Below are 17,662 nucleotides of genomic sequence, written 5' to 3' on the forward strand. Positions count from 1 at the left end.
GTGTGAGTTTAGGGCGCACCCCGACCGCCGCCGAGAAACGGGTTATAGGCTCGGCCACGTGGGAGCACCAACAGCAGAGCCGGTTTCGTCGGTTCCCGAACCGTCGACCGGATGGCCACAGCGCGCGGCCACCGCCCGCTTGCACTACGTCACCGGCAAGGGAGGCACCGGCAAGTCGACCGTTTCGGCCGCACTCGCGCTCGCCCTGGCCGCGGGGGGACGCAAAGTGCTGTTGGTCGAGGTGGAGAGCCGTCAGTCCATCGCGCAGTTGTTCGACCGGCCGCCGCTGCCACCCACCGAGACCCAGATCGCCAGTGCCGACGGCGGCGGTGAGGTGTTCGCGCTCGCGCTCGACATCGAGCACGCGTTCCTGGAATACCTCGACATGTTCTACAACCTCGGCTTCGCGGGCCGGGCGATGCGCCGGATGGGCGCGATCGAGTTCGTCACCACCATCGCGCCCGGTCTGCGCGACGTGATCCTCACCGGCAAGATCAAGGAGTGCGTGGTGCGCGCCGACAAGAACGGCAAGCCCGCCTACGACGACATCGTCGTCGACGCGCCGCCGACCGGCCGGATCGCGAGCTTCCTCGACGTCACCCAGGCCATGGCCGAGATCGCCAAGGGCGGCCCGATCGCCTCGCAGGCCGAGGGCGTGTCCAAGCTGCTGCATTCGGACCAGACGATGATCCACCTGGTCACCCTGCTCGAGGCGCTGCCGGTGCAGGAGACCGCCGACGCGGTCGCCGAACTGGCGGCCAACGACCTGCGGATCGGCACGGTGATCGTCAACCGGGCGGCCGAATCCCGGCTCACCGCCGTCGATCGCGCGCTGGCCGTGCGCGGCGAGCTCGACAGCACCGCCGTCGCCGCCAGTCTGGCGAAGGCCGGAATCACGCTGCCCGACGAGGATTTCGCCGGTCTGCTCACCGAGACCGTCGACCACGCCGTCATGCTGACCGCGCAGGACGAGAGCGCCGCCGAACTGGCGCGGGTCGACGTGCCCCAGCTGCACCTGCCCGCCCTCGGCGAAGGCATGGACCTGGGCGGACTCTACGAACTGGCAGAACAGCTATCCGCGCAGGGAGTGCGATGAGCGAGCAAGTGACCACCACGCCCCCGCTGGATGTCTCCCGGATCATCGCCGATCCGACGGCCCGCGTGATCGTCTGCTGCGGTTCCGGCGGCGTCGGCAAGACCACAACCGCGGCCTCGATCGCGCTGCGGGCCGCGGAGGCGGGCCGCAAGGTCGTGGTGCTCACCATCGATCCGGCGCGCAGGCTGGCCCAGTCGCTCGGCGTCGCCGAGCTGGACAACACCCCGCAGCGCGTCGACCTCGGTCCCGAGGTGCCCGGCGAGCTGCACGCGATGATGCTGAACATGCGCCGCACCTTCGACGACATGGTGCTCGAGCACACCAGCGCCGAGAAGGCCGAGCAGATCTTCGCCAACCCGATCTATCAGACGGTGGCCTCGTCCTTCGGCGGCACGCAGGAGTACATGGCGATGGAGAAGCTCGGTCAGCTGGCCGGGCACAAGGAGTGGGACCTGATCGTGGTCGACACTCCGCCCTCGCGCAACGCGCTGGACTTCCTCGACGCGCCCAAGCGGCTCGGCAACTTCCTCAACGGCAAGATGATCCGGCTGATCATGGCGCCTGGTCGCGGGGTCGGCCGGTTCGTCACCGGGGCGATGAGCCTGGCGATGCGCGGTGTCTCGACGATCGTCGGCGGCCAGATGCTCAAGGACGCCTCGACGTTCCTGCAATCGCTGGAGTCGCTGTTCGGCGGTTTCCAGGACCGGGCCGAGCGCACCTTCGCGATGCTGTCGAAGCCGGGCACGCACTTCCTTGTGGTCGCCGCGCCCGAACCCGACGCGCTGCGGGAGGCGTCGTTCTTCGTCGACCGGCTGTCCACCGAACAGATGCCGCTGGCCGGCCTGGTGCTGAACCGGACCCACCCCGCGCTGTCGGGACTGTCCGCCGATCACGCGCTGACCGCCGCCGATCAGCTTGATGGGACGGACCCGCTCGCCGCGTCGGTGCTGCGCATCCATGCCGAGCGGGTGGCGACGGCGAAGCGGGAACAGCGGTTGCTGCATCGCTTCACCGGCGCCCATCCGCGGGTCCCGATCGTTTCGGTCACCGCGCTGCCGTTCGAGGTCTCCGACCTGGAGGCGTTGCGTGCGGTCGGTGACCAGTTGGCGGGCAAACCCGCCGCGGTCTGAGCTGTCCGGTCCGAATCCAGAGCTCGATTCAGACATTTCAGCTATAGCTCACAATTTCGTAACACTCGCCAACGGCGCCGATTCCGCAAACCCAGCGGTCTCGGCGCCGTTTGTGATAACGCTGCGGTCTCGCCTGCTAGATCGCCACCTGGTGCTGGCGCTGGGCCTGGAAGAAGTCGGCCCACGACGTCACATCGGGATGCTGCTTGAGCAGCGCGCGCCGCTGCCGCTCCGTCATCCCGCCCCACACTCCGAACTCCACCCGGTTGTCCAGCGCGTCGGCGCCACACTGCATCAACACCGGGCAATGGCGGCAGATCGTCGCCGCCTTGCGCTGCGCCGCACCACGAACGAACAGCTGATCAGGGTCCACTTCCTTGCATCGCGCCTGGGCAACCCAAGCGATCCTTGCCTCGGCCTGCTCTACATCCAGTCGAGCGATGGGGGTTGTGATGTGCATTTTGATGTGCCCCTTTGCAGTCCGAACACCGTTGTGCGGCGCTCCAGAATCGCGAGCGCGGATCACAGCAACCCAACTACCGCTGCGGTCCGCACCACATTCCACTTTGAGTGTTAGCTCTATCACACTGGGTTCTCAATCTAGGTAAAGGTATGGCGCTTGCGCAAGACCACCCCCCGATTTTTTGGTACGGCCGTCCATTCAAATCACCGATCCGACCGGGCAGTCCTGCTGTTCACCGGCGTGGCCGGGCGCGACACGCCGATGTGATCATTTTGTTGACACGCCCGAGCAACCCCCCTGGCACCGACCGGACATCACCTGTCGAGCAGCACAGCCGTGAACACCGCCACCCCACCCTTTAGGCTGGGCGGGTGCCGATCACTCAAACGCTCGCGAGGCTGGCCGGCAGCTGCGCGCTGGCCTCCGTGCTAGTCGCCGGGCTGTTGTTCCCCTTGGCCGGTGGATTCGGGTTCATCTCCAACCGAGCCGCCGATGCCGTCGACAACGTGTCAGCCGAACTGGTCGAAGGCACGGTCCCGGCCGTCTCGACCATGGTCGACGCGAACGGCGCGCCCATCGCCTGGCTCTACGAGCAGCGACGGTTCGAGGTGCCGAGCGATCGCATCTCCAACAACATGAAGCTGGCGATCGTGTCCATCGAGGACAAGCGCTTCGCCGACCACAAGGGCGTCGACTGGCAGGGCACGCTGCGCGCGTTCCTCACCAACACCTCCTCCGGTGAGGTGCAGCAGGGCGCGTCCACGCTCGACCAGCAGTACGTGAAGAACTTCAACCTGCTCGTCGTCGCGAAGACCGACGTCGAGCGCCGGGCCGCGATCGAGACCACCCCCGCGCGCAAGCTGCGCGAGATCCGGATGGCGCTCACCCTCGACCGCGAGCTGAGCAAGGACGAGATCCTCACCCGCTATCTGAACCTGGTGCCCTTCGGCAACGGCTCCTACGGCATCCAGGACGCCGCGCAGACCTATTTCGGCGTCGACGCCGCCGACCTGAACGTCACCCAGTCGGCGATGCTGGCCGGCATGGTGCAGTCCAGCTCCAAGCTGAACCCGTACACCAACGTCCAGGGCGTCACCGATCGCCGCAACACGGTGCTCGACACGCTGATCCAGAACATCCCCAACCGCGCGGAGGAGTTCCGCAAGGCCAAGTCCGAGCCGCTCGGTGTGCTGCCGGAGCCGAAGGGCCTGCCGCGCGGCTGCATCGCCGCCAACGACAAGGGCTTCTTCTGCGACTACGCGCTGCAGTACCTCGCCGAGTCGGGCATCAGCCGCGAGCAGGTGGACAAGGGCGGCTACCTGATCAAGACCTCGCTCGATCCGGTCCTGCAGGAGTCGGTGAAGCGGTCGGTGAACGAGCAGGCCGACCCCAACCTCGACAACATCGCCGAGGTCATGTCGGTGATCGCGCCCGGCCAGGACTCGCACCCCGTCCTCGCGATGGCGTCGAGCCGCACCTACGGCCTCGACCGCGACGCCAACCAGACGCTGCTCGGCCAGCCGTACTCGATGGCCGGTGACGGCGCGGGCTCGATCTTCAAGCTCTTCACCACCGCCGCCGCGATGGAGAAGGGCCTCGGCATCGCCGCCCAGGTGGACGTGCCGGGCACCTACGCCGCCAAGGGCATGGGTTACTCGAACTCGCCGGGCTGCCCGGCCGACTCGTGGTGCGTCAAGAACGCGGGCAACTACCCGGGGTCGATGTCGGTGACCGACGCGCTCGCGACCTCGCCCAACACCACGTTCGTGAAGATGATCCAGGACGTCGGCGTGGCCGCCGCGGTGGACATGGCCGTGCGCCTCGGCATGCGGACCTACACCGAGCCGGGGACCTCCGGACACGGCAACACCAGCCTGGCCGACCACATCAAGAACAACAACATGGGTTCGTTCACCCTCGGCCCGTTCGCGCTGAACCCGCTCGAGCTGTCGAACGTGGCCGCCACGATCGGCTCGGGTGGCAAGTGGTGCCCGCCCTCGCCGATCAAGGAGGTCGTCGACCGCAGCGGCAAGGCCGTTCCGCTCACCCAGCAGGCGTGCGAACAGGTGGTCGACCCCGGTCTGGCCAACACTCTCGCCAACGCGATGAGCAAGGACGACGTCAGCGGCACCGCGGCGGGCGCCGCACGGGCCGCGGGCTGGGCCGCGCCGATGTCGGGCAAGACGGGCACCACCGAAAGCCACCGTTCCTCGGCGTTCCTCGGCTTCACCAACTCGCTGGCCTCGGCGGTCTACGTCTACGGCGACAGCCCGACCCCCGGCGAGATCTGCTCGTTCCCGCTGCGCAACTGTGGCGCCAGCAACGCCGCGGGCCTGTTCGGTGGTAACGAACCCGCGCGCACCTGGTTCAACGCCATCAAGCCGGTCCTCGACCGGTTCCCGCCGCCCGGCCTGCCGCCGGTGGACGACAAGTACGTCCGCGGCGCGAACAACTCCCAGGTCCCGGACGTGGCGGGCAAGTCGCAGGGCGAGGCCACCTCGATCCTGTCCGGCGCCGGATTCCAGGTGTCGGCGGTGACCAGCCCCGGCTCGCAGGCCAAGGGCACCGTGATGGGCAGTTCGCCGAACGGCATGGCCATCCCCGGCTCGGTCGTCACGATCTACATCAGCGACGGCTCGGTCCGCGTGCCGGTGCCGACCACGCCGCCGCCGGCCGCGCCCGCGCCCGCGCTGCCGGGTCTCCCGCAGATCCCGCGCCTGCCACCGATCCCGATCCCGGTGCCGCGCTAGGAACGTGAACAGGGCCGCCGTCCTTCCGGACGGCGGCCCTGTTCGTTGTCCGACCGCTCAGAGGCGGGCTTTGACCGCTGCGGACAGCCGCGAACCGTCGGCCTTGCCCTCGGCGAGCGCGGTGGCCGCCTTCATGACCTGACCCATCTGCTTCATCCCCGGCCGCTCGCCGATCTCCTCGGCGACCTGGGCGATCGCGGTGTCGGCCACCTGAGCCACCTCGGCCTCGGTCAGCTGCGTCGGCAGGTACTCCTCGATGATCTCTTCCTCGGCGCGCTCGTTGGCGGCCAGCTCGCCACGCCCGTTCTGCTCGTAGATCAGCGCCGACTCGTTGCGCTTCTTGGCCTCCTTCTGCAACACGGAGACGACCTCGGCATCGGAGAGTTCCTTCGCCTGCGCTCCCGAGACCTCGGCGTTCTGGATCGCGGCGAGCAGCATCCGCAGGGTCGACAGACGCAGAGTGTCCTTGGCTTTCATCGCGGCGGTCATATCCGCGCGCAGTTGCGATTTCAGTTCCGACATGCGCCTCACGCTAGCTGTTCACCCGGCGGAGTCCCATCACATTTTCATCGCAACCGAATTTCCGACCGTTTGTGCGGAAACACACGCGCCGTTCCGGGAGGGGGTCGCCTATGCTGGGCAAATGCCCGTTATCTCGACGTCCGCTGTCCGCCGAACCGCGTTGGGAGCCGCCGGGGCCGCCGTCGCCGGAATCGGCTACGCCACGCTGATCGAACGGAACGCGTTCGTCCTGCGTGAAGCCACCATGCCGGTCCTCGCGCCCGGCTCACCGACGCTGCGGATTCTGCATGTCAGCGACCTGCACATGATGCCGGGCCAGCAGCTCAAACAGCAGTGGCTGCGCGAACTCGACCGGCTCGAACCCGACCTGGTCGTGAATACCGGCGACAATCTTTCGCACCCCAAGGCCGTGCCCGCCGTCGTGCAATCACTCGGTGCGCTGCTGGCCCGTCCCGGTCTGTTCGTGTTCGGTTCGAACGACTATTTCGCGCCGGTGCCGAAGAATCCGCTGAAGTATTTCAAGAAGGATCATCGCCGCGTTTACGGTGACCCGCTGCCCTGGCAGGATCTGCGCGCGGCGTTCACCGAACGCGGCTGGCTGGATCTGACCCACACCCGTCGCGACCTCGAGGTGGCGGGCATCCGCATCGCCAGCGCGGGCGTCGACGACCCGCACCTGCAGCGCGATCGCTACGACACCGTCGCGGGCGCGCCCAACCAGCTCGCGCAGCTGAGCATAGGCGTCACCCACTCGCCCGAGCCCCGGGTGCTCGACCGCTTCGCCGAGGACGGCTACGACCTCGTGCTCGCCGGTCACACGCACGGTGGGCAGCTGGTGGTGCCCGGTTACGGCGCGCTGGTGACCAACTGCGGCATCGACAAGTCGCGGGTGAAGGGCGCCTCGCAGTGGGGCGAGCACACCCAGCTGCACGTCTCGGCGGGCATCGGCACCTCGCCGTGGGCGCCCTACCGATTCTGCTGCCGCCCGGAGGCGACCCTGCTGACGCTGGTCGGCGCCCCGCCGAAGCGGCCGTCGGCCGACACCGGCCACGGCATCTCGGCATCGGAGGCCGTCGCCCGCTAGGGTTGCGCCCCGAACGACGTTTGTCAGTAGGGGATGACAGTGAGCAGTGGATCCGACGACCGGCGCAACGACCCGACCGTATTCGGCGGTTCCGGCGCTCCCGACCCATCCGACGCGCAGTGGCAGCGCCCCGGTGCGGTGAACCCGCCCCCGGGCGCTCCCACACCGGCGGATCCCCCTCCGGGACAGCCGAATCCCGATCCCACCACGGTGTGGACGCCCGGCAGCACCGGCCTCCCACCCACCCTGCGCTGGGACGGCTCCGGCCCACCCCCCGGCCTCCCCGAGCCCACCCAGTGGACGCCGGCGGGCCCCCAGCAGTGGGACAACTCGCCTCCCGGGCAGCCGCAGCAGGGCCAGGCCGACGCCACCCAACTGCGAGGCCCCTCGGCCCCTGCGCCGTGGCCCGGCACGAATCCCCCCGCCGGACAGCCGGGTTCGCCGCAGCCGTGGCAGCCAGGCCAGGCCGACGCCACCCAGCTGCGCGGCCCCTCGGATCCCGCCCCGTGGCCAGGCGGCAATCCACCTGCCGCGCCCCCCGGCCAGGCCGCCCCGACCCAGCTGGGGAATCCCGCGACGCCTTGGCCCGGCGCGAATCCCCCTGCCGGACAACCTGGTTCACCCCAGCCATGGCAGCCCGGCCAGCCTGACGCCACGCAGCTGCGCACCCCCACCGAACCCGGCCCGTGGCCCGGCGCGAATCCGCCTGCCGCGCCGCCAGGGCAGACCGACCCGACCCAGTTGGGGAATCCAGCGACACCGTGGCCAGGGGCGAATCCCCTGGCAGCACAACCTGGTTCGCCGCAACCGTGGCAGCCCGGACAGGCCGACGTCACCCAGCTGCGCGGCCCCGCTGACCCCACCCCATGGCCCGGCGCGAACCCCCCAGCCGGACCGCTCGGCGCTCCCCCGCCGGGTCAGGCCGACGCCACCCAACTGCGTAATCCGGCCGAGCCAGCGCCTCATCCCGGCGGGATTCCGCCCGTTGGGCAGGCCGACCCGACCCAACTGGGCAATCCGGCGACACCCTGGCCGAGCGCGAATCCCGCCGCAGCACAACCTGGTTCGCCGCAACCATGGCAGCCCGGCCAGGCCGACGCCACACAGCTGCGCGGACCCGCTGACCCCACCCCATGGCCCGGCGCGAACCCCCCTGCCGGACTGGCGGGGTCGCCGCAGCCGGGTCAGGCCGACGCGACCCAGTTGCGGGCCCCGAACGCGGGGTGGCCGGGCACGAATCCGCCCACTGGGCAGCCTGGTCAGCCCTGGGGCGCGCCCGCAGGTCAGCCGCAGTGGGGCGCGCAACCGGCTGCGGGGCAGCCGAATCCCGCGCAGCAGTGGGGACAGCCGCAGTACGGCGAGGTGCCGCCGTTGGAGCAGTACGGCAACCAGCCCTACGGACAGCCGCCGTACGGCCCGCCCGGACGGAAGTCCGGGAGCAAGGCCGTGGTCTGGGTGGCGGCCGGTGTCGCCGCCCTGCTGCTGGCCGGCGGCGCCATCACGGCGTTCGCGCTGACCCGAGGTGACGACGACCCGACCACCACCGCGAGCGGGAGCACCACCCCGTCGATGGTCAGCGCCCTCACCACCACCGGCGCGCCGCCGCCGTCGAGCAGCAAGCCGCAGCCCAGCTCCACCACGCCGTCGCCGTCCGGCGCCGCGGGCAACCGCACGCCGCTCATCTCGGGCTATCAGGTGGTCGCCTCGCCCGATCGCGGCGCCGCCTACGACGTGCCGCCGAGCTGGAAGGTCGCCACCGAGACCACCATCGGCGGCGTCGGCGAACCGCCGGGCGACACCGTCATCGGCAAGGGCTACGCCTCCGACGGCCGCGACTACTGCCCCGGCTCCACCCGCACCATGTCGCTGCTCACCGGCTCCAAGCAGGCCGACCACGCCGCGGCGGGCGCCGAGCTCGGCACCAAGGCCGCGCCCCTGGCCTACACGGGCGCCACCGGCACCCCCGGTCCGGCCCAGCCACTGAAGTCGATCGACGGCAAGACCGACGGCATGTTCACCGAGACCACCGGCACCGTCCCCAACCCCAAGCCCGGCTGCGCGTCCACCTTCTCCATCTACACCTACGCGTTCAAGGGCGCGAAGGACGGCAGCTTCGTGATGGTCATGATCGCCGACACCGGCGTACCCGACGCCATCGACGCCGCCACCGCCAAGCGCATCTTCAGCTCGGTCCGAGCCCTCAACTAGCTCCCTGACCAGCCGGTTTAACAATCCCGACCACCTCGTTGTAAGCTACTTCAGGTTCGCCTCACGGGGTGTGGCGCAGCTTGGTAGCGCGCTTCGTTCGGGACGAAGAGGTCGCAGGTTCAAATCCTGTCACCCCGACGTGTTGGTTGAGACACAGAAGAGCCCCTGATCAGTTCACTGGTCAGGGGCTCCTCGTATTTCCGGGGTCACGCCAAGATCTCCGCCTTCAGATCCGGCCTGTTCCGCTCCTCCGCGAACACCAGTCCGCGCTCGCACAGCAGGTCGACGAAGTACGCATACGGACTGTCGTCGCTGTTCACGGCCATCATGAACAGCAACGCCACCAGGTCGTTCGTCGACTCCGGCGACCATCGGTAGCCGACCGCTGGACCGTACTGGTCGAAGATCGGTGCGCCGTTCCCGGGAGAGTTGAACCAGACGCCCTCGACGCGTCGCACCATCCACTCGCCGATATAGGTGATGAATTGGTCCGCGAGATGATCATTTTCGGGCGCGTACTGTCCGTCCTCGCCACGGACGGCGAATTCGATCTGGGCAGTGATCCAGTCGAACGCGGCGACGCTGAATCGGTCGTCGAGCGAGGGGCGGCCCTCGGTACCCCGTACCGCTTCCAGCCCGGGCAGCGTCTCGGTGAACAACCGCTCGATGCGGGCGTCGATCGCGGCCGGGTCGCTCCACGCGAGCCAGGCCACGGACTGCTGGGCGTCGGCGTCGAAAAATCCGGGGTCGAGATCGCTGTCTGCCGGAGTGGCCCGTCTCGCGTCGGTTCTCACGTTCCCTCATATGCCGTTGTGGTCGCAACCGAGCGATGCTACAGCCGCCGCGGCACTCTCACCTGGTTATCCGGCCGGATCAGTGATGTTCGCGACGGGTCGGGCGAGGGACGGACGCGCCGCGGAGCAGGGGTTCTTCGTAGGGTGGGGGCGTTTCGCGGTCGAGCGGGTTGGGCCACCAGACGGTGATGGCGATGACCGAGAACAGGCCAAGGATGAGGGCCACGATTGCGGCGGATGCGTTCATGGGTCGCCCTTCCGGGTGAGCGGAGTGGGAGCGCGGCGGTGGGCTCGGTGAAAGACTGCGCGCGGACTGTGTCACCCGAGGTTCCCTGCGTGTTCGAAGGTGGTTGAGAAGTGCTCTCCACGCGAACGCGGCCTTGGTGAGATGCGGCGGTGTGAGGACCCGATAACCTGACGCTTACTTTCTGTCACTTGATAGAAATTCCCGGTCGATAGCGTATACACCCATGTCGACAAGGGTGGATGCACCGGATGACGGCGCGGGCAGACCGCTGCGAGACGTCGTGTACTCGACGTTGCGCGCGGAGTTGATGAACGGCGACATCCGCTTCGGCGAGCGCCTGACCGAGCCGAAGCTGTCGACCAGATTCGGCATCTCCCGCACGCCGGTGCGCGAGGCGCTGACCATGCTCTGCTCGGACGGCCTGCTGGAACGCGAGGAATTCGGGTTCAGCCCGGTCCGGCCGAGCGTGGCCCGCATCCGCGACCTGTACGAACTCCGGCTGACGCTCGAACTGGGCGGGATGACCAGGGTGCGCACCGACCCCACCGTCACCCACGACGAACGCCTGCTGCGCGCCGAACAGCAGCGCTGGCTGACCCTGCAGGCCGACCCGCCCGCTCAGGAGCCGGGGTTCGTCGTGGTCGACGAGGAATTCCACGTCGCCCTGCTGACCGCGGCGGGCAATGCCGAGATGGTGCGCGCGCTGATCGCGGTGAACTCCCGCATCCGGCACGTGCGCATGTACGACTTCATGATCAACAACCGCATCGAGACCACGATCAGCGAGCACCTCGGCATTCTCGACGCCGTGCTCGCCGGCGAGCTCGAGCTGGCGCAGCGACTCCTGCACACCCACATCGGCGACTCGCTCGATGTCGTGCTCGACCGCATCTCGCGCGCCGTCGCCGCCATGTCCATGAGCGATTAAGGAGACCCCGCCATGTCAGCAGGACTACTCGACACCGCGACCGCGAGGGTCGCCGCGGCCTACGCGCGGATCGCCGAGGTGGACCGTCCCGAGGTCTGGATCACGCTGCGCCCGGAATCCGAACTGGTTACGGAGGCAGCGGAACTGGAGCGCCGAATCGCTGCGGGCGAGGAACTGCCGCTGGCCGGACTGCTCGTCGCCGTGAAGGACAATGTCGATGTCTCGGGCCTGCCGACCACCGCCGCCTGCCCCGAATTCGCCTATCCGGCAACCGAAACCGCCGCGGCCGTCGCGCGGTTGGTCGCGGCGGGCGCGCTGGTGCTCGGCAAGACCAATCTGGACCAGTTCGCCACCGGCCTGGTCGGCACCCGGAGCCCGTACGGCGCGGTCCGCAATGCCCTGTATCCCGAATTGATCTCCGGCGGTTCGAGTTCCGGCTCGGCGGCGGCGGTCGCCCTCGGCATCGCCGACCTGGCGATCGGCACCGACACCGCCGGATCGGGCCGCGTACCCGCCGCGCTGCACGGCATCGTCGGCATCAAGGCCAGCCTCGGGGTGATCCCCGCGCACGGCGTCGTCCCGGCCTGCGCCGACTACGACGCGGTCACCGTCTTCGCCGCCGACCTCGACCTGGCCGTCACCGCGGCCAGGACCATGGCGGGCCCCGACGCCCGCGATCCGCGCAGCCGTGCCTGGCCCGCCGACGTGCGCCTGGCCGCCGCACCCCGGCCGAAGGTGGCGATCCCCCGCCCCGAGGACCTCGCGCCCCTGAGCCCCGCCTATCGGCAGGCTTTCACCGACACCGTCGCCACCCTGCGCGATCAGGGCGTAGCGGTGCACGAGATTGACATCTCCCCGCTGCTCGACGCGGCCCGGCTGCTCTACGACGGCGCGATCGTCGCCGAGCGGTACGCGGCCGTCGGCGCGTTCGTCGACAAGGGCGCGGCCGGGCTCGATCCCACCGTCGCCGGAATCATCGGCGCGGCACGGGAACTGGACGCGCACGCCTTCGCCACCGATCTCGACACCCTCGCCCGCGCCAGGGCGGCGGCCACCGCGCTGCTGACCGGCTACGACGGCCTGCTGCTGCCGACCACCACCGAGCATCCGTCGCTCGCCGAGGTGGCCGCCGATCCGGTGGCGATCAACCGCAGGCTCGGCACCTACACCAACTTCTGCAACCTGCTCGATCTCGCCGCCGTCGCGGTGCCCGGCGCGCCCACCGCCGCCGGATCGCCGTTCGGCGTGATGGTGGTCGTCCCCGCCTTCGCCGACCAGCTCGCCGTCGACCTGGCCGCCCGCCTGACCGGAACCCCGCCGCCGCTGCTGGTGGAAACCGGTGTGCCGCTGGCGGTGTTCGGCGCGCACCTGCGCGGCCAGCCGCTGCACTGGCAGCTCGAACAGCTCGGCGCCCGATTCGCCGGCGAGATCACCACCAGCGACGCCTACCGGCTCACCGCCCTAGACACCACCCCGCCCAAGCCCGGCCTGGTCCGCCACGGCGACGGCCTCGGCGCGCCGATCCTGGGCGAGCTGTTCCTGGTCTCCCCCGGCGGTCTCGGCCGTTTCCTGGCCGAACTGCCGCCGCCGATGGCGCTGACCAGCATCGAGCTGTCCGACGGCCGCTCGGTGATCGGATTCGCGTGCAGCTACGACGCCGCCGTCGCCGCCACCGACATCACCGGCTACGGGGGCTGGGTGGCGTACCTGCGGGCTCGCTGACGTCGATCCCCAGGTCGGTGAGCAGGCCCGTCACGCGGCGGCCGATGTCGTCGCGGATGGGCCGCACCAGCTCCAGTTCCAGACCGGCCGGGTCCTCGATGATCCATTCCTCGTAGCGCACGCCCGGCACCAGCGGACAGGTGTCGCCACAGCCCATCGTGACGATCACGTCGGCGGCCCGGATGATCTCGTCGGTCCACGGCTTCGGATACTCGCGCGAGATGTCGACGTCCACCTCCGCCATCGCCGCCACCGCGGCCGGATTGAGCTGCTCGCCCGGTACCGACCCGCCCGACCAGGCGACCGCGCGGCCCAGCGCCAGCTCCTCGAAGAACCCCAGCGCCATCTGCGACCGGCCCGCGTTGTGCGTGCACAGGAACAGCACCGTCGGACGCGGCGTCGCGACCTTGCCTTCGACCTTGGCCAGCGCCTGGAGCCGCTGCCTGCCGAAACGTTCCGCCAGCAACGGGAGATACAAAGTCACCGTCGCCCTGGCGGCGAAGTCGTCGTAGGAGGTGCGCAGGAAACGATGGATCGTCGCCGGCTCGAACATCGTCGCGAACTCTTCGCGCAGCCGTACCTCGGCACGGTCCAGCGCTTCTCGGTGCTCGGCGATTTCGACCACCCCTCAACCCTGACGGCGAATGCCGTCGAACGCAAACGACCGGGCCGGTCACCCCGCGAACAGACCGGCCCGGTCGGCGTACCCCGCGACACCCGCGGAACAGCTCCGGCCCAGTCCTTCGGTGTGGTTACCGTCGGCAGTGCGTCTTCAGCGTCTGGAAGAGCCACCTTCTGGTCTGCACCGCCGGGTCCGACTGATCACCCCTCGAGACCGGTCGGACCCGGTTGTTCCGGTGTCTGGAGAAAGGATGCGATGCCCGTCTCGAGAGGTTCTTAAGAACAACTTGTCAGCATCGGCCGATTCTTCGGCGATGATGGAAGTACCGACAAGATGGAGAGCGACGATGGAGACCGTGATCGTCTGGTTGCTGGCGAGCCTGCTGTACTGGTTCAGCAACTTCTGACCGAAAAACATCGACGGCGCGGAACGAAATCCGCTCCGCGCCAACCCATTTCCTGCGGACACGACGCGAGGCAGGCAGCCTTTCGGCGTACCTGCCCCGCTGTCGCTCCTATGCGGTGGATCAGCCCTCCCGGCCTGCCCGCACCCCTTCCTCGACGCGCTTGCCCAGATCGGCGTCGACATTGCGCCAGTACTCGAATACTCGACTCAGTACCGGTTCGCTGACACCGGCGAGCACGTGCCCGACGATATTGTCGGCCAAGCGCTCACGCGCCGCCTCGTCGAGGACCTCGCGCACCAGCGTGCCCGCCTGGGTGAAATCGCCGTCCTCGGCGTGCTCGACATAGCCTGCCCGCACCATCGACGGATCGAATTCCCACAGCCCGCTGTCGCCAGCCGCGGCCGGGTCGGCGTGCGGCCCGCCGAACGAGTTCGGCGCGTAGACCGGCACGTCGGCCGGGTTGTACTGGTACCGCATGGCGCCCTCCTTCGAGTAGGAGTTCACCTCGGCGGCCTTGGCCTGGTTCGGCGGCAGCTGCGCGTAGTTGGTGCCGATGCGGTAGCGGTGCGCGTCGGCGTAGGCGAAGACCCGGCCGAGCAGCATCTTGTCCGGCGAGAAACCGATGCCGGGGACGATGTTGGACGGTTCGAACGCGGCCTGCTCGATGTCGACGAAGAAGTTGCCCGGATTGCGGTTCAGCGTCCACGTGCCGACCTCGATCAGCGGGTAGTCCCGCTGCGACCACACCTTGGTCAGGTCGAACGGGTTGAACCGGTAGCCCTCGGCCTCGGCGACCGGCATGATCTGCACCTTCAGCGTCCAGCTCGGGAACTCGCCGCGCTCGATCGCCTCCCAGAGGTCCTGGCGGTGGTAGTCGGGATCGGAACCGGCGAGGGTGTCGGCCTCGGCCTGGGTGAGGAACTCGATGCCCTGGTCGGTCTTGAAGTGGTACTTCACCCAGAACCGCTCGCCCTCGGCGTTGATCCACTGGTAGGTGTGCGAGCCGAAGCCGTCCATGTGGCGATAGGTCCTGGGCAGGCCGCGGTCACCCATCAGCCAGGTCACCTGGTGCGCCGACTCCGGGCGCAGCGTCCAGAAGTCCCACTGCATGTTGTGGTCGCGCAGGCCGCTGCCGGGCAGGCGCTTCTGCGAGCGGATGAAGTCGGGGAACTTCATCGCGTCCTTGATGAAGAAGATCGGGGTGTTGTTGCCGACGAGGTCGTAGTTGCCGTCCTCGGTGTAGAACTTCACCGCGAACCCGCGCGGGTCGCGCCAGGTGTCCGGGCTGCCCTGCTCACCGGCCACGGTCGAGAACCGCACCAGCGATTCGGTTCGCGCGCCCGGCTGGAACAGCTTGGCCTTGGTGTAGCGGCTGACATCGCCGGTCACCACCAGTTCACCGTAGGCACCGGACCCCTTGGCGTGCACGATGCGCTCCGGCACCCGCTCGCGGTTGAACTGGGCCAGCTTCTCGATCAGGTAGTGGTCGTGCAGCAGGACCGGTCCCTGGGTTCCGGCGGTCAGCGATTCGTCGTCGCTCTCGACGGCATTGCCGGTGTTCGTCGTGGTCGGCTTGGTCATTTCGCGGCCTCCTGGTTTCGACAGTCGGGGCACAACCCCCAGAAGACGACCTCGGCCTCATCGATCGCGAAACCGTGATCGTCCGCGGGCTGCAGACAGGGCGGGGCGCCGGTCACACAATCGGTGTCGACGACCAGCCCACAACTTCGGCACACCAGGTGATGATGATTATCCCCGGTCCTGGTCTCGAACCGGGCAGGCGAGCCCGCCGGCTCGATCCGCCGCAGGATTCCCACCCGCACGCAGGCGCTGAGCACGTCGTACACGGCCTGCGTCGACACCGCGCCCAGCCGCGCCCTGGCGGCCGTCGCGATCGTCTCGGCATCCGAATGCGGCAGCGCGGCAACAGCGTCCAGCACCGCGATCCGGGGCGCGGTCACCCGCAACCCGGCCTCGCGCAACAGTCGGCAAGCGTCCATCTCCTCGGTGTGCACAACATCCACCATTCCAGTTTTCTGGAATAAGTCAAGAAAACGAGTCAATCAAGCAGCCGTTGCGCGGATCACATCCGAGGCGCGGAATAGCTCGAAGGGAGCCTTGGTTGAACACCATTGTCGGCGCCCGAACAGCCCCGGGCCTCACCCCTTTGTCGCTACGAGCGACCACCCGCCGAGAGGCGCTTGTGGGGCGTCGGCACCCTGACGGGCCGTCCACGCGGCGGCCCTTCGACTCGAACGCCGCCAGGTCTCCCTCATCGACCTGGCGGCGTTTGTCGTCTCCGGCCGCGTCCGGTCGCGGGATGCCGGGGGATGTTCGACGATGAGCGCATGACTTCCGATCTGCCGTTGCGACGTGAGCTGGGTGTGCGGGACTCGGTGGTGATCGGGCTGGGGGCGATGGTGGGGGCCGGGGTGTTCGCGGCGTTGGGGCCCGCGGCGGGGGTGGCCGGGTCGTGGTTGCTGGTGGCGTTGGGGGTGGCGGCGGTGGTGGCGTATTGCAATGCGATGTCGTCGGCGCGGCTGGCGGCGGTGTATCCGGTGTCGGGTGGGACGTATGTGTACGGGCGGGAGCGGCTCGGGGAGTTCTGGGGATATCTGGCGGGGTGGGGGTTCGTGGTCGGGAAGACGGCGTCGTGCGCGGCGATGGCGTTGACCGTGGGGAGTTACGCGTGGCCCGCGCAGGCGCACGGGGTGGCGGTGGGGGTGGTGGTCGTGGTGACCGCGATCAACTATGTGGGCGTGCAGAAGTCGGCGCTGGCGACGCGGGTGATCGTGGGGCTGGTGCTGGCGGTGCTGGCGGCGGTGGTCGTGGTGGGGATCGGTGGGGATCATTCGGCGGCAACGGTTCTCGACGCGGAGATCGGGCCGTACGGCGTGTTGCAGGCGGCGGGTCTGCTGTTCTTCGCATTCGCCGGCTACGCGCGGATCGCCACGCTCGGCGAGGAAGTGCGCGACCCGGCGCGCACGATTCCGCGGGCGATCATGCTCGCGCTGGCGGGGGCGCTGGTGGTGTACGCGCTGGTCGCGGTGGCCGCGCTGCTCACCCTCGGCTCCGGTGGGCTCGCGGCGGCGGGTGATCCGCTGGCGCGGGTCGTCGAGGCGGCCGGGGCGGGGTGGCTGGTGCCGGTGGTGCGGGCCGGGGCGGTGCTCGCGGCGGCCGGGTCGCTGATGGCGCTGATCCTCGGTGTCTCGCGGACCACGCTGGCGATGGCGCGCGACGGCCATCTGCCGCGCGCGCTCGCCGCGGTGCATCCGCGCTACGCGGTGCCGCATCGGGCCGAGCTGGCGGTGGGCGCCGTCGTCGCGGTGCTGGCGGCGACGGTGGACCTGCGGGCGGCGATCGGGTTCTCCTCGTTCGCGGTCCTCACCTACTACCTGATCGCCAATCTGTCGGCGGCCACGCTGACCACGGCCGAGGGCAGGCCACCGCGCTGGGTGCCGGTGCTCGGAGCGCTGGGCTGCGTCGTCGTCGGGTTCGCGCTGCCGATCGGATCGGTGCTCGCCGGCCTCGGGGTGCTGGCCGTCGGCGCGACGATCTATCTGGTTCGGGGCTTTACGGGTAGATGAACATGCCCGTGATTAGGGGATCGGGCGGCCCCGCTATACGGGTTACGGACGGCGGCGCGGGCTAGTCTCGGCCGTATGGGGCTGATCAGGGGATTTTTCGCGG

The 17,662-nt window shown here is 69.2% G+C and carries 14 protein-coding genes and 1 tRNA gene; 9 read left to right on the top strand and 6 right to left on the bottom strand.

The features are described 5' to 3' along the window. The first annotated feature begins 58 nt into the window (after positions 1–58). Positions 59–1,096 carry an ArsA-related P-loop ATPase gene (locus ACFYWJ_RS03905; protein ID WP_355280920.1) on the top strand — a complete coding sequence of 346 codons (1,038 nt, stop codon included), beginning with the start codon at positions 59–61 and terminating at the stop codon, positions 1,094–1,096. Continuing rightward, positions 1,093–2,226 carry an ArsA family ATPase gene (locus ACFYWJ_RS03910; protein WP_355280922.1) on the top strand — a complete coding sequence of 378 codons (1,134 nt, stop codon included), beginning with the start codon at positions 1,093–1,095 and terminating at the stop codon, positions 2,224–2,226. The genes ACFYWJ_RS03905 and ACFYWJ_RS03910 overlap by 4 nt, the downstream gene beginning before the upstream one ends. A 136-nt stretch (positions 2,227–2,362) precedes the next feature. On the opposite strand, the gene ACFYWJ_RS03915 is transcribed toward ACFYWJ_RS03910, so the two are convergent. Then, complete coding sequence (locus ACFYWJ_RS03915) at positions 2,363–2,686, bottom strand: WhiB family transcriptional regulator (RefSeq protein ID WP_019044565.1); 324 nt, start codon at positions 2,684–2,686, stop codon at positions 2,363–2,365. 374 nt (positions 2,687–3,060) lie between these two features. On the opposite strand from ACFYWJ_RS03915, the gene ACFYWJ_RS03920 reads away from it, so the two are divergent. Next, the gene (locus ACFYWJ_RS03920; RefSeq protein WP_355280924.1) at positions 3,061–5,439 is read left to right on the top strand and encodes a transglycosylase domain-containing protein; all 2,379 of its coding nucleotides are present in this window, start codon (positions 3,061–3,063) and stop codon (positions 5,437–5,439) included. Positions 5,440–5,496: 57 nt separating this feature from the next. Here ACFYWJ_RS03920 and ACFYWJ_RS03925 read toward each other — a convergent pair whose 3' ends face one another. Continuing rightward, a complete protein-coding gene (locus ACFYWJ_RS03925; RefSeq protein WP_355280926.1) occupies positions 5,497–5,961 on the bottom strand; it encodes a GatB/YqeY domain-containing protein in 465 nt (154 codons plus the stop codon). A 121-nt stretch (positions 5,962–6,082) separates the two neighbouring features. Here ACFYWJ_RS03925 and ACFYWJ_RS03930 point away from each other — a divergent pair, with 121 nt between their 5' ends. From ACFYWJ_RS03930 to ACFYWJ_RS03940, 3 genes are all read left to right on the top strand, one after another. Beyond that, positions 6,083–7,045, top strand: a complete 963-nt coding sequence (locus tag ACFYWJ_RS03930) for a metallophosphoesterase (RefSeq protein WP_355280928.1) — start codon at positions 6,083–6,085, stop codon at positions 7,043–7,045. Positions 7,046–7,084: 39 nt separating this feature from the next. Continuing rightward, the gene (locus ACFYWJ_RS03935) at positions 7,085–9,253 is read left to right on the top strand and encodes a hypothetical protein (RefSeq protein ID WP_355280929.1); all 2,169 of its coding nucleotides are present in this window, start codon (positions 7,085–7,087) and stop codon (positions 9,251–9,253) included. A 64-nt stretch (positions 9,254–9,317) separates the two neighbouring features. Then, a tRNA-Pro gene (locus ACFYWJ_RS03940) sits at positions 9,318–9,391 on the top strand. A 68-nt stretch (positions 9,392–9,459) separates the two neighbouring features. On the opposite strand, the gene ACFYWJ_RS03945 is transcribed toward ACFYWJ_RS03940, so the two are convergent. Then, on the bottom strand, positions 9,460–10,047 hold the full coding sequence (locus ACFYWJ_RS03945; protein WP_355280931.1) for a hypothetical protein: 588 nt from the start codon (positions 10,045–10,047) through the stop codon (positions 9,460–9,462). 470 nt (positions 10,048–10,517) lie between these two features. Here ACFYWJ_RS03945 and ACFYWJ_RS03950 point away from each other — a divergent pair, with 470 nt between their 5' ends. Together ACFYWJ_RS03950 and atzF are read left to right on the top strand one after the other, a co-directional pair. After that, a complete protein-coding gene (locus tag ACFYWJ_RS03950; RefSeq protein ID WP_355280934.1) occupies positions 10,518–11,222 on the top strand; it encodes a GntR family transcriptional regulator in 705 nt (234 codons plus the stop codon). Between the two features lie 12 nt (positions 11,223–11,234). Continuing rightward, positions 11,235–12,944 (top strand): allophanate hydrolase, encoded by a 1,710-nt coding sequence (gene atzF, locus ACFYWJ_RS03955; RefSeq protein ID WP_355280936.1) that lies wholly within the window; start codon positions 11,235–11,237, stop codon positions 12,942–12,944. Here the strand turns inward: atzF and ACFYWJ_RS03960 are convergent. From ACFYWJ_RS03960 to ACFYWJ_RS03970, 3 genes are all read right to left on the bottom strand, one after another. Further along, the gene (locus ACFYWJ_RS03960) at positions 12,901–13,569 is read right to left on the bottom strand and encodes an arsenate reductase ArsC (RefSeq protein WP_387160781.1); all 669 of its coding nucleotides are present in this window, start codon (positions 13,567–13,569) and stop codon (positions 12,901–12,903) included. The two genes, atzF and ACFYWJ_RS03960, sit on opposite strands and share 44 nt — an antisense overlap. Before the next feature lie 523 nt (positions 13,570–14,092). Then, a complete protein-coding gene (locus ACFYWJ_RS03965) occupies positions 14,093–15,553 on the bottom strand; it encodes a catalase (protein ID WP_355280937.1) in 1,461 nt (486 codons plus the stop codon). Continuing rightward, on the bottom strand, positions 15,550–15,999 hold the full coding sequence (locus ACFYWJ_RS03970; RefSeq protein WP_355280939.1) for a Fur family transcriptional regulator: 450 nt from the start codon (positions 15,997–15,999) through the stop codon (positions 15,550–15,552). The genes ACFYWJ_RS03965 and ACFYWJ_RS03970 overlap by 4 nt, the downstream gene beginning before the upstream one ends. A 321-nt stretch (positions 16,000–16,320) precedes the next feature. Here ACFYWJ_RS03970 and ACFYWJ_RS03975 point away from each other — a divergent pair, with 321 nt between their 5' ends. Further along, a complete protein-coding gene (locus ACFYWJ_RS03975; protein WP_355280941.1) occupies positions 16,321–17,559 on the top strand; it encodes an amino acid permease in 1,239 nt (412 codons plus the stop codon). The last annotated feature ends 103 nt before the right edge of the window (positions 17,560–17,662 follow it).

The sequence above is a fragment of the Nocardia sp. NPDC003269 genome (assembly GCF_042888005.1).
GTDB lineage: Bacteria > Actinomycetota > Actinomycetes > Mycobacteriales > Mycobacteriaceae > Nocardia.

Coding starts and splice junctions, on each gene's coding strand:
- ACFYWJ_RS03970 (WP_355280939.1), bottom strand. CDS start 15,999: ATGGTGGATGTTGTGCACACCGAGGAGATGGACGCTTGCCGACTGTTG.
- atzF (WP_355280936.1), top strand. CDS start 11,235: ATGTCAGCAGGACTACTCGACACCGCGACCGCGAGGGTCGCCGCGGCC.
- ACFYWJ_RS03950 (WP_355280934.1), top strand. CDS start 10,518: ATGTCGACAAGGGTGGATGCACCGGATGACGGCGCGGGCAGACCGCTG.
- ACFYWJ_RS03925 (WP_355280926.1), bottom strand. CDS start 5,961: ATGTCGGAACTGAAATCGCAACTGCGCGCGGATATGACCGCCGCGATG.
- ACFYWJ_RS03930 (WP_355280928.1), top strand. CDS start 6,083: ATGCCCGTTATCTCGACGTCCGCTGTCCGCCGAACCGCGTTGGGAGCC.
- ACFYWJ_RS03910 (WP_355280922.1), top strand. CDS start 1,093: ATGAGCGAGCAAGTGACCACCACGCCCCCGCTGGATGTCTCCCGGATC.
- ACFYWJ_RS03975 (WP_355280941.1), top strand. CDS start 16,321: ATGACTTCCGATCTGCCGTTGCGACGTGAGCTGGGTGTGCGGGACTCG.
- ACFYWJ_RS03965 (WP_355280937.1), bottom strand. CDS start 15,553: ATGACCAAGCCGACCACGACGAACACCGGCAATGCCGTCGAGAGCGAC.
- ACFYWJ_RS03915 (WP_019044565.1), bottom strand. CDS start 2,686: ATGCACATCACAACCCCCATCGCTCGACTGGATGTAGAGCAGGCCGAG.